At 41.8% G+C, this 11897-nt stretch carries 9 protein-coding genes; 6 read left to right on the top strand and 3 right to left on the bottom strand.

The features are described 5' to 3' along the window. Positions 1-8 precede the first annotated feature (8 nt). Positions 9-623 carry a maleylacetoacetate isomerase gene (gene maiA / locus LDO37_RS20820; RefSeq protein ID WP_126610163.1) on the top strand — a complete coding sequence of 205 codons (615 nt, stop codon included), beginning with the start codon at positions 9-11 and terminating at the stop codon, positions 621-623. A gap of 663 nt (positions 624-1286) precedes the next feature. Here maiA and LDO37_RS20815 read toward each other — a convergent pair. Beyond that, positions 1287-2426: an MFS transporter gene (locus LDO37_RS20815; protein WP_126610161.1), complete on the bottom strand. Its 1140-nt coding sequence runs from the start codon at positions 2424-2426 to the stop codon at positions 1287-1289. A 53-nt stretch (positions 2427-2479) separates the two neighbouring features. After that, the gene (locus tag LDO37_RS20810) at positions 2480-2878 is read right to left on the bottom strand and encodes a hypothetical protein (protein WP_126610160.1); all 399 of its coding nucleotides are present in this window, start codon (positions 2876-2878) and stop codon (positions 2480-2482) included. A 191-nt stretch (positions 2879-3069) separates the two neighbouring features. Between LDO37_RS20810 and LDO37_RS20805 the strand changes: the two genes are divergently transcribed. Then, positions 3070-3951, top strand: a complete 882-nt coding sequence (locus tag LDO37_RS20805) for a LysR family transcriptional regulator (protein ID WP_126610159.1) — start codon at positions 3070-3072, stop codon at positions 3949-3951. Positions 3952-3972: 21 nt separating this feature from the next. On the opposite strand, the gene LDO37_RS20800 is transcribed toward LDO37_RS20805, so the two are convergent. Beyond that, on the bottom strand, positions 3973-5124 hold the full coding sequence (locus tag LDO37_RS20800) for a winged helix-turn-helix domain-containing protein (protein WP_126610158.1): 1152 nt from the start codon (positions 5122-5124) through the stop codon (positions 3973-3975). A 223-nt stretch (positions 5125-5347) separates the two neighbouring features. Here LDO37_RS20800 and LDO37_RS20795 point away from each other — a divergent pair, with 223 nt between their 5' ends. The 4 genes from LDO37_RS20795 to LDO37_RS20780 all read left to right on the top strand — a co-directional run bounded on the left by LDO37_RS20795 (position 5348) and on the right by LDO37_RS20780 (position 11897). Further along, positions 5348-6559, top strand: a complete 1212-nt coding sequence (locus LDO37_RS20795) for an acetyl-CoA C-acetyltransferase (RefSeq protein WP_126610157.1) — start codon at positions 5348-5350, stop codon at positions 6557-6559. A 26-nt stretch (positions 6560-6585) separates the two neighbouring features. Then, positions 6586-7245 carry a CoA transferase subunit A gene (locus tag LDO37_RS20790; RefSeq protein ID WP_126610156.1) on the top strand — a complete coding sequence of 220 codons (660 nt, stop codon included), beginning with the start codon at positions 6586-6588 and terminating at the stop codon, positions 7243-7245. Continuing rightward, positions 7239-7913 (top strand): 3-oxoacid CoA-transferase subunit B, encoded by a 675-nt coding sequence (locus LDO37_RS20785; protein WP_126610155.1) that lies wholly within the window; start codon positions 7239-7241, stop codon positions 7911-7913. The genes LDO37_RS20790 and LDO37_RS20785 overlap by 7 nt, the downstream gene beginning before the upstream one ends. 858 nt (positions 7914-8771) lie before the next feature. Next, positions 8772-11897 carry an amino acid adenylation domain-containing protein gene (locus tag LDO37_RS20780; protein WP_224056077.1) on the top strand — a complete coding sequence of 1042 codons (3126 nt, stop codon included), beginning with the start codon at positions 8772-8774 and terminating at the stop codon, positions 11895-11897.

Genomic DNA, 11897 nt, shown 5'->3' with positions numbered 1-11897 from the left:
AAGAGCTAATGAAATTATACGATTACGTCCGTTCTACTGCGGCTTATCGAGTAAGAATTGCATTGAACTTAAAAGGGGTAGACTACGAGTCTATTCCTGTTTCATTGCTGGATGGCGACCAAAACAGTGTGGAATACCTTGAAGTGAACTCCGCTGGCTTGGTGCCTTCTTTGGAAACGCAAGGAGACATTATTACTCAGTCGCTCGCGATCATCGAATACCTCGATGAGCTCTACCCAGAGCTGCCCTTATTGCCTGAGCACCCAATCAAACGAGCGCAGTGCCGTGCCCTAGCCTACGACGTCGCGTGCGACATGCACCCACTTAACAATCTTCGAGTGTTAAAGCATTTAACCGGCGAATTGGCGCAAAGTGAGAAAGAAAAGCTTGCTTGGTATCACCACTGGTTGCAGCAAGGCTTTGATGGATTAGAGAAGAAGCTGTCTAAATCAGACACCGCATTTTGTTGCGGCGATAGCCCCACTCTTGCCGATATCTTTTTGGTTCCCCAGGTATTCAACGCCCGCCGCTTCGAATTCGACCTCACGCCATACCCAAGGCTGGTCGAGATTGAAAGTAACTGCCTAGCGTTATCTGCTTTTTCGGACGCCAGCCCTAAGTAAATTCTGATATCGAAGAACAAGGTAACGCTGATCGCAAAACAGCACGGTTAACCAAAGACCGTGCTGTTTTTGAATTAAAATGACATTCACCGTAGGCTTCGTTTTTGAAATGCCATGAAAATCAGTTACATCTCATCATTTTTTATTCTATTAGCAAATTTAACCTCTTCAACGGTTAATGCGTTACAGGTTAGCTGCACGTTACTAAACGATAGCTATTTGGAAAACGAAAGAAAGATGATTGTCGCCAAACCAGTGTCCCTCACGCCAAATTATCAAGATGCGAAAGTAACCATATTCTCTGATCCGACTATTGAAATACTATTAGCAAGTGCGGTTATCGTTGAACATTCAGTATCTAAACCTTTCGTTAGCGCATTTGACACTATCATTGTCAAAGGAGAAGAGGCGACTCGAATCCGAAGCTCTATTAGAGATAGTGCAACAGATTCAATGGGATCTCACATAACCTTACAAGGGGGTAAGAAGTCACTTTTAGTGACATGCGACTCTATTTCTAATTGATACTAGCGCATCTAGCCAGCCCTGCACCGCAGGGCGGTTTTCCATTCAAACTCACACTTTCAATCCAATCTCAGCCAAGATATTTTGGTTTCGTTTAAAATCTATTTAGTAAATCAATTGTTTTCGAAAATAGCTAATTTAAGCGCGTACTTCGCATCTCTTGTTAGAATCATACATATATAGCCACATGGATATACAAAGCAAAAAAGTAATAAAGAGAGCAACAGAAATATGAAGGCTAGACACAATAATTGGAAATGTTGAGGCGATAATATAACCAACAAGGCTTCCTAGCCCCACGTAATATTGGAATGCACCTAAAGCAGTGCCTATCATACTATCTCGATATTCCTCTTTTACATGGGTTCTAATTAGTGAAAATGCCAAGTTATAACCGATTCCTAAAGCAACTGGTGCAATAAATATTATGAGAGGTAAAAACGAAGATAAATAAGAAATTATTATCAATAAAAATGATATGGCAAGTAATTTATTTTTATTTAAAGATCCAACAATATTGTAACATAGTATTCCTCCTAGAATCCCCCCAATCCCTATCATGGAGAATACTGTGTTTGATGTAGTGATATCTTTTGAACTTAGAGCATAAGAATTAAAGTAAGTAAGAACTATTACATATGAAATTTGAAGAGGAAGAATAGACATGAACAATCTATTTAGTGGTAAAACTTCCTTTTTATCACTCGGTATTCTTGATGAGTAGTTAAAATAACCTTTAAATAAAAGTGATGATAAAATAAGAAAAATATAGATAGATCCACACAATAAAACAAGCAGATTGAAATCATAATAATGTAGAACGGTATTAGCCAACAGAGGTGTCCCAAGGTACATCAAACCTTTAATAGTTGTTTGAAAACCTTGTGCTTTTGCTAATTTATTGCTATCTGTAGCTAAAGACACAGCAGAAGATGTTGATATATATGCTATTTGTGTCAATATGGAACTAGTAAATGCAAATATATAATAAGCCCACATGCTATTAATGTAATATAAAACAATAGATATTATTAATAAAGAAAAAATTGATGTAACCAGAATAAAAAATGACGGTTTCTTGTCAATTACTTTTCCTATAACCTTAGATAAAATCATTCCTGGAACAAGCATAAGAAGATATAAAAAGCTATATCCCGAGACTCCATAAAATTGGTATACTTCGATACCAATTGAAAATACTAGTATGTCAGTATTAAAAAATACACATTGGGCCCAAAGTATAAGTAAAAAAGATCTTGAAAAAATCGGAAAATCCATTTTTATTTTCTCATTTTAAAAGGGGATTTCTTCCCTTAGATATAAGCAAAACTTTAAGCAACCAATTTATAGTGATTCACTTCGTAATCTTCGGAAGAAACACCAAATTTCTGCAACATTCTCGAATGCATTGGATCAATATAAATATCCTTTTTATTCTCAAAAAACTCTTCATTATACCATACTACACCAAATCTTATTTCATTCCCCATAACAATCATTTGTTGCCAATCATACATAGCCTCTGAATTAGGAATACTTAGAAGCCTTTCGTCAGATGCTAGTAATTCCTCCAAACAAGCATTTAGCTCTTCGACTTCTTTAAAAATAATTTTCATCTTTGTAGAAGCAACGACCAATGGAGCATTGTCTCTTTTTTCATAACTTGCAGGAAAGCTCTCAATCTGTGTGGGGAAAGAGGAATAATTAATAATAATACCTTTATATTTCATTTAACCAAGCATTCATCAAGCACTGCTGAATACAGCGAGATAGTAAGTTCGGATGGCTCAATAATCAACCAATTGCAATAAAACCTATTACATATATGCTATTTTTACAAAAAATATAACTCCTTGTAACGATTTCGCTTCTCTTTTAGCATGCATATGATATGTGAGGAAACATCGGACAAAGGATGGGTATGCTCGATAAAATGGCGTTTTTTGTTTCGGTGATTAGAACCGGATCTATTTCCGCAGCAGCAAGGGAGTTTGAGCTTTCCGTTTCAGCGGGGAGCCGTTGGTTGCAAGAGTTGGAGCAACATTTTGGGATGACGCTTTGCCATCGATCTAACCGGCTTCTTACCCCAACACCTGCGGGACAAACCCTATTTGATGAGTTTGCTCCTATAGTGGATAGCAGCGACCAAATACGCCGAAAGTTAGAAGGCTTTCAAAGCGAGAATAACGGGCACATTAACATTGCTTGTACACCAGCGTATGCCAATAATTTTTTGATGGATAAGATTTCTGATTACATGAAATCTCACCCTAAAGTCACATTCAATCTTACGGTAACACCATGGGCGCTCGACCATTCCGACAGAGCCGATTTGATCATCAGCGCCAACGCACATTACCAAGGTTATCGAGACCGAGACGTTCACCTCGTTCGCCGAGAGCTGATTTCTGAACCCTTTGTTGCTGTTGCGTCGCCAGAATATCTAGCGAAAAACGGTAAACCAGAGACTCCTACCGACATCACCTTGCACCAATGTCTATTCGCGACCACCTTAACTGGCAGTAACGATTGGATATTCAAAAAGGACGACGAAACTCTAATTGTGAAGGTGCCAAAATCACTGGAAGTGAACGACAGTGACCTGCTTCTCCAAGGGGCATTAAAAGGGGCTGGAATTGCCTACCTGCCCGACTTCATCGTGAAAAATGCTCTTGAAAACCAACAGCTTATACAACTGTTAAGCGAATACGATACAAGCTTGTGGAGCCTCAACTTGTTCTATCAGCCACAAAATAAAGCGTCTCCTGCGGCGAAGCAGTTTAAGACCTTTTTGCTGGAGTAATGTCCATAAAGCGAACAACAATCAACGTTCAGAGGTCTTAAGAATTTCATACTTCTCACACTGATTGAACACACTGAAATCCATGAGTTCTTGGTCTAATGCTTCTAAGAATTCCGATTTCTTTTTCAGTGAAGCCTCTATAAATAAATGGATCACATTCAACGTAGAGGTGCCTTTATCCACCTTACAATCTGCCCTCGCGACTAATTCCCCATTCCATAAAATGGGCAAACAAAAGTAGCCAAATTGGCGTTTTGCTTCAGGCACATAACATTCGATTAAGTAATCAAAATTGAAGAATGCACTGGCTCGCTTTCTTTGAATAAGAAGGTTATCAAACGGTGAAAGAATTTTTGCTCGTTTACGATTCAGGCGTGTATCCAATAAGGGTAAAGATTCTGAAAGCGCCCAATAACCGTTCCCTTGAACTTCAAGTTCAACAATTGTGCCTTCATCGCATAAATCACGGAGTGCTTGAGTCACATTGGCTTTCACATCCTTGAGCAAATAGATCATTTCAGAAATTGTTCCAAGCCCATGTGCTTTCAAATAGCAAAGAACTAAAAAATGCGCATGCTCTTGCGAAGTCGGCACAGAGGTATCGATTTCCGGCGTCAATACACGCTCGGTTAAGTCGTACACTTTCTGAAAACCTCGACGCTCCGGAATCATTAAGTCTCCCTGCATAAACAGGTATTCCAATGCACGTTTGGCTGGCTTCGCTCCCCAGCCATTAATTTTGGTGCCTTTTGAATCAAAATCTTTGGCGAGCAGTGGTCCTTCTTCCTCTATACGTTTGATCACGTGGTTCATTAGCTTGGTATCTTTCTTGTACCAATGCCCTTGCTGGCCAGATTTAATGGCCAATTTACGAGGCAAGGTGTACCGAAAATTCTTCATTGGCAGAAATGAGGCAGCGTGCGACCAGTACTCCTGCACTTTATTTTCAGCAACAAGCTTTTCAAGATGATCAGGTTGGTAATTGGGGTTGCGGCTCCATAAAACATGGTGATGGGCTCGCTGAACCACTGAAATGGTATCTATCTGAATGTAACCAAGCTGCTCAATCACCTTTAATGTATGTGAAGTGGAGTGAGACTGAGGAGATTTGGGCGGTAACCCTTGAGAAAGTAGCGCTAGTTTTTGGGCTTGAGATTGGGTTAATGAAATCATATAACGCATTTCCCCAGCTTAGTTTTCCTTGGTTCTGTAGTTGTTTGAATCCCTTTCAACACGGTACTCCTCAAGTATAAGAATGGCTATTCTGCCCCGAATCTCCATACATTTGTATCTCACGTTGCAAATATGCAAAGTGGCTTTGAATTTCTGCTTATAACCCCCCCTGTCCGTTCTTTCGTACACTGAGATTTACGTATTCAGGAAGAAGAGTAAGCAGATGGAAGCCATTTATATCGTTGCGGCAAAACGCACACCTATTGGAAATTTCAACGGTGGTCTGTCGCCACTCAGTGCGGTGGAGCTTGGTGCTCATGCGATCAAAGCCGCTATCACGCAATCCAATATTGCCCCCGAGAATATCGATGAAGTGATTGTCGGCAATGTGCTTTCCGCCGGAAGTGGAATGGGACCGGGCAGGCAGGCTTCCATTAAGGCAGGCATACCTTCGTCTGTACCCGCTTACACGCTCAACATGATATGTGGTAGTGGAATGAAAGCCCTGACCGATGCCGCTAGCCATATTCGAGCAGGCGATGCTCAAGTCGTCATGACCTGCGGTATGGAAAGCATGTCTAACGCTGGATTTGTTGTTTCTGGTGATAATCGCCGTGGGCACAGAATTGGCAATCAAACTATGGTGGACACCATCATGCATGATGGGCTAACGGATGCGTTCCATCAATACCCTATGGGCATCACCGCAGAGAACATTGTCGAAAAGCTGAACCTTTCTCGCGAAGAGCAAGACCAATACGCACTCCAAAGCCAACTTAAAGCCGTTCGCGCCCAAGATGAAGGCAGATTTGATCAAGAAATAGCGCCCATCACCGTAGTAACCCGCCGAAAAGAAACGGTTGTTGCGCAAGATGAATTCCCCAAACGCGACTGCACGTTGGAACAACTGCAAGCACTGCGCCCTGCCTTTAGTAAATCCGGCTCTGTCACCGCTGGTAATGCTTCTGGCATCAATGACGGAGCATCCGCAATATTACTGGCGAGTGAAACTGCCGTTAAGCAATTGGGGCTCACACCATTAGCTGAGCTTGTTGAATATGGTCAAGCAGGCATTGAGCCGGAAATCATGGGGCTTGGTCCAGTCAATGCCATTGCCAATACGCTTAAGAAAGCACATATGAGCCTCAATCAAATTGACTGTTTTGAGCTTAACGAAGCGTTTGCTGCACAATCTCTGGGCGTCATCAAACAGCTTAGTGAGCAGCACGACATTTCCAAAGATTGGATTCTTGAACGTAGTAATTCCAACGGAGGCGCAATTGCGCTGGGGCATCCAATTGGAGCATCCGGCAACCGAGTCGTGACTACATTGGTGTATGAGCTCAATCGCTCAAAAGCAAATATAGGCTTGGCGTCTTTGTGTATTGGTGGTGGCATGGGAACCGCTGTCATTTTAAAGCGAATCGGGGCATAGCTATCATGCAGAAAGACGAAAAGGTCATGAAGAAAAAAATAGAGAAATCAGGCGTTGCCTCTCTCCTAAAAGATGACATGACGATCATGATCGGTGGGTTTATGTCGACGGGCGCACCAGAGGGTTTGATTGATTTATTGATTGAAAATAACATTCGAGACATCACATTAATCAGCACCGACACTGGTTATCCGGAACACGGTGTCAGCCGACTGATCGCCCAAAAGCGAGTAAAAAAGCTCTACGCTTCCCACATCGGGTTAAACCCTGAAACAGGGGCACAGATGAATTCGGGCGAGCTGGAAGTTGAGCTTGTTCCTCAGGGCACTCTAGCTGAAAGGATAAGAGCTGGTGGGGCTGGTTTGGGTGGCGTATTAACCCCAACTGGGCTAGGCACCTTAGTGGCAGAGGGAAAAAGAACGGTGGAGGTCGATGGAGAATCTTTTCTGTTAGAGACGCCACTTAAAGCCGATTTGGCGCTGATTCGCGGCTCCAAAGTCGATGCACGCGGCAATGTCTTCTACAACAAAACCACCCAGAACTTTAACCCTATCATGGCAACCGCCGCAGAGACCGTGATTGTTGAAGCGATAGAGATCGTCGATGTAGGCGAAATCCAACCAGAAGCTATCCACACCCCAAGCTTATATGTCGACCACATCTACCAGCAAGGATCTCTATCATGACCAATTTGAACAAAGCCGAAATACGACAACGCATAGCCAAGCGCGTCGCTCAAGAATTTGCCGATGGTGATGTGGTTAACCTAGGCATTGGCCTTCCCACATTAGTGGCAAACGAAGTCAGTGATGATATAGAGATTTTGTTTCAAGCAGAAAATGGGCTGCTCGGTGTAGGTGAAATGGCAAGCGAAGCCAATATAGACCCCGATTTGGTGAACGCAGGTGCTCAAGCTATTACAGCGCTAGACTGCGCATGCTATTTCAATAGTGCCGACTCATTTGCCATTATCCGCGGTGGTCATGTCGATGCCACCGTTTTGGGTGCACTAGAAGTGGACGAACAAGGCAATCTGGCCAACTGGATAGTGCCGGGGAAAATGGTGCCGGGTATGGGAGGTGCGATGGATTTAGTCGTCGGGGCCAAGAAAGTCATCATAGCAATGGAACATACCGCCAAAGGCAAACCCAAAATACTCAAAAACTGCACATTACCGCTCACCGCTGTCAATCAGGTGAATTTGATTGTGACCGAGCTTGGCGTTTTTGAGATAACCCCTGAAGGTATTGTCATCACCGAAATAGCCAGCGACGTGGATGTCGACACGATCCAAACGATCACAGAAGCACCTTTATTAATTAGCCCGTCCTTAAAACCAATGAATGCGGCGTAATTTTGTTATTTGGAACTGGATTCTGTTTGCGAGCCGCTGCGAATCCGAGTTAACTCATCACCTTCAATGCCGAGTGACTGCAAGAACTTATGATGCTACTCGGCTCCATTTCTTCAAACATTCCATATCACGTGACCATGTCACTTTTACTGAACCCTACGGCTTTCATAATCTGCACCCACCGCGCTTTTATCACTGCGTACTCCTTCAGCATTCCTAGTTCCTGCAATAGTGCAACAATGGCTTTTTGCTGGTTTCTCAGGGTCTGAACTTCTTGTTCGAGTTGAGAAAAGTGCGCTTTAAGGATCTGCGTTTGAGTTTTACCTTTCTGATCGAGTAACTCTCAAATACTGGATACTGATAACTCGTACGAACGATAAAACGTCACCGTTTTTAAGCGCTCTATTTCCTTAGTGCAATACCACCGGTATGAAGGAAATCAAAACCGATCACTCAGTATGAAAGCCAGTTAAACTCGCCCTTGGGAGCCCATATTCTGTCTCATTTCATCGTCAAAGACCTTGGAAAGGACTCGTCATTCCACTCCGCTTTTTCCTTAAACTGAAACAGACTATGAGGCTCTGAATCCTGCACCTTGAGGTTACCTAAGTATAGGACAAACCTCAAAAACATAATGTCAGTCGCTAAAAAATAAAATGTTACATTTCACGTTTCATTATTATTTGACGTAAGTAATACATCAACAAATAAGTTTATTTAGAGCTTCAAAATAAATTTAATATAGATTAATTTTACCTTCCAAAAAAATATAAAACACTCATAAATTTTAAGTTACCAAATTATTAAATATTTGATAACCAAACTTTAGAGGCACTCATGAGCATACTTACTTCGTCCTTGAGAATTGAAGAAAAAGAAATATTTGATGCACACCATAATATTCCCACCAGCCCTAGGTATAACTTAGGTGCACGAGAGGAAATAAAAGGAGATCTTGATGTAGAAAGATACCTTGAGTCAGTATCATCTATTATTTCTGAGGAAGAAGCATTTTCATATCGTTTCATTGAAGATTCGAGTGGAACCTATAAAGAAAGATTGATCAACGAGAATTATTGGGATATTGAAACTTTTGATTTAAGTCAATTATCAGAATCAGATTTAAAAAAAGAAGTAGAGCGTATTTCGAATGAAATTATATTAACCCCCTTCGAATTGCAGTCTCCCCCACTTTATAGATTAAGGGTTTTGAGTTGCTCGTTCGACCGCTTTTTCCTTATTCACGCTTGGCATCATATTATAATGGATGGTAAGGGGTTTAACCTTTTTCACCAACGCGTCAATGAACAATACAATGGTATTGAGTCCCCTTTTAAAAAGGTAGCTAGCGATGATGTGGAGTGCAAAGTATCTCGGTACTGGAATTCAGAACGCCGTAGAAAAGACGAAGTCTACTGGAAAGATTTCGTTCGTAAACCTCTTGATTTCTTACGTCCAAACAATAGATTACCATCATTAAACCCTACACAAAGAAAGCAGTGTAAACTCTCTAGAGAGCTGTGGGAAAAACTAGAAAGTAAATCCGAAAGTAATATTCAGTTTTATCTTATGTTGGCAATTCAACTCTGTTTTTCGGATAGTTTAGGTCGGAAAGGGATTACCTTTGGGATCCCTACACACCGAAGGACTGATGCTAAGTCAAAAAATGAAATTGCGCATTTCGCAGGGTTATCTTTGGTCAAAAGTCAAGTTCAGCCTAGCGATAGTATTAAGGATGCTCTAAAAAAACTAAAAGAACATTCAAAAAAGAGCTATAAACACCAAAGGTATCCACTCGCTAACTTAATTAGAGAATTGGCATTCAAAACAAATCAACAAAACCAATTCTATGACGTATTATTTTCATTTGAGACAATGCCTTTTTATTGTAACTACGGGGACTCAAATGGAAAAATATATGGTCTATGTAATCAAAATGAATTGTCTCCGGTCTCCATCTATTATAGAAAAAACAATCGACAAGAACCTCCAGTTATTGACATAAAAATAAATAAAGACTATTTCAATCATGTCGAATCCGATACTTTAACTCATCGATTTCTATCCATATTAACGTATTTATCATCATCAGATGAAAGTACAACTATTCGTGACATCCCTATCCTTTCTAAGGATGAAATCAGAAAGTACTCTCAATTAAAAAAAACCATAGAACCTCATTCAAATTTATTCGATAAGATTGATTATCACTCTGATAAAACGCCTAACAAGACGGCGGTAATAGATTGCAATGGGCATTCTTATAGTTATCAAAAATTATCCCAAGATATTAGGGTGGTCGCATCGAATCTACAATCACTCGGTATCACAACTAACAGCCGCGTTGCATTGTATTTCAGCCGAAATTACGAAATGCTGGTATTAATGCTGGCAACAAATTGGTTGGGGGCAAGTTATACCCCTGTTTCATTGGATCAACCTGCCGTTCGAGCCAGTTTCATATTTGAACAACTAGACCCCACTGTCATAGTGACGGACAGTGAACCATGCCCTAGTAGCGCCGAATCTACCTATCACTATTCTCAGTTTTTTGAACAAAACACACGCAACGAGTCGGACCGATATCGAGGCACATACCGTGCTTATATTTTGTTTACTTCAGGTTCGACGGGGCAACCCAAAGGCGTCTCGATCTCAAATACGGCTCGTGACCATTTTCTCAATGCCGTGTGTAAAAAGCTCTCTTTAGACAATACTTGTATCATCCCGTCTCTTGCCTCAGCCAGTTTTGATATTTCTATACTGGAAATGTTTGCCCCAATCTTTGTTGGTGCTAAAACATTATTATTAAAGGAGAAAACGCAAAGCTCAGCTCGGCAACTAGCGAAACTTTTAAATCTACACTCTCCGACGCATATTCAGGCCACGCCCACTGCTTGGTTAATGCTACTGGAAACCGACTGGACCCCTTCTCCAAATTCCGTCGCCATTATCGGTGGTGAAGCGGTACCTCAAGAGCTTATAAAATCACTTCAGAATGCCGGGATGAAATGCTGGAATGCCTATGGTCCCACGGAATCAACCGTTTGGGTTATGCTCCATGAAATCGAAACGCTCTCATGTACGGATCCTATAACACCAATAGGCGGCCTACTCGATGGCTGTCAAGCCTACGTTTATGACGAGCACCAAAGACTTCTTCCACCTCACGCCCTCGGTGAACTTATCTTATCTGGAAAGACGCTGGCGGAAGACTACTTCAAACAACGAGAGAAAACGAAAGAAGCGTTTTTTGTTAATCAACGCGGGGAGCGATGCTATCGGACTGGCGACATTGTACGTTTAAGAGACGACGGCAACTTTGACTTTATCGGTAGAAAAGACAACCAATGCAAGATAGATGGATACCGAATTGAACTGGGTGAAATAGAAAATGTGATCCTCTCGCACTCCAAAGTCAGCCGCGCAGCCGTGTTAGTAGTAACCAAAAATCAAAACAAACAATTGATCGGCTTCATTTCGAATCATTCATTTGACGACGAGTTTAAGAAGCACCTTGAGTCTTCTCTTCCCAACCACATGATCCCCAAAGAGTTTATCCGCGTTTGGGATTGGCCAAGCAACACCAGTGGTAAAACAGATCGAAACGCGCTGATCAACCTGTATAAAGCGATGCCAAAACACCCTACGCAAAAGGTCAACTCCTCGAAGAATGCGGATACCTCTCTCGTTGAACGTTGTTGGGAAACCATTCTTGGTCATCTCTCCGACCCACACATGAACTTCTTTGATGCTGGAGGCAATTCGTACAAAGCACTCATGCTTCAGAAGCAAATCGAAAGTGAACTGGGATGCACGCTGAGTGACACATTTGTGTTTGAAAACCCAACACTCGAAACGATGAAAAAAGTCATCTCCGACCAACGGAACGTATCACCAACCCATTCAACCTCCACCGTACCGGTGAAAAGTAAGCGCCGTCCAACCAGCAGAAGAACGCAACGTATCAAGGAAGAATCTTAA

The organism is Vibrio penaeicida, from assembly GCF_019977755.1.
GTDB classification, from domain to species: Bacteria; Pseudomonadota; Gammaproteobacteria; order Enterobacterales; family Vibrionaceae; genus Vibrio; species Vibrio penaeicida.
The sequence above is the reverse complement of the archived record's forward strand: the minus strand, read 5'-3'. Positions and strand labels throughout refer to the sequence as shown.

What these genes read in the sequence shown, in the direction of transcription:
- maiA (WP_126610163.1), top strand. Translation starts at nt 9, where the DNA reads ATGAAATTATACGATTACGTCCGTTCTACTGCGGCTTATCGAGTAAGA.
- LDO37_RS20815 (WP_126610161.1), bottom strand. Translation starts at nt 2,426, where the DNA reads ATGGATTTTCCGATTTTTTCAAGATCTTTTTTACTTATACTTTGGGCC.
- LDO37_RS20810 (WP_126610160.1), bottom strand. Translation starts at nt 2,878, where the DNA reads ATGAAATATAAAGGTATTATTATTAATTATTCCTCTTTCCCCACACAG.
- LDO37_RS20805 (WP_126610159.1), top strand. Translation starts at nt 3,070, where the DNA reads ATGCTCGATAAAATGGCGTTTTTTGTTTCGGTGATTAGAACCGGATCT.
- LDO37_RS20800 (WP_126610158.1), bottom strand. Translation starts at nt 5,124, where the DNA reads ATGATTTCATTAACCCAATCTCAAGCCCAAAAACTAGCGCTACTTTCT.
- LDO37_RS20795 (WP_126610157.1), top strand. Translation starts at nt 5,348, where the DNA reads ATGGAAGCCATTTATATCGTTGCGGCAAAACGCACACCTATTGGAAAT.
- LDO37_RS20790 (WP_126610156.1), top strand. Translation starts at nt 6,586, where the DNA reads ATGAAGAAAAAAATAGAGAAATCAGGCGTTGCCTCTCTCCTAAAAGAT.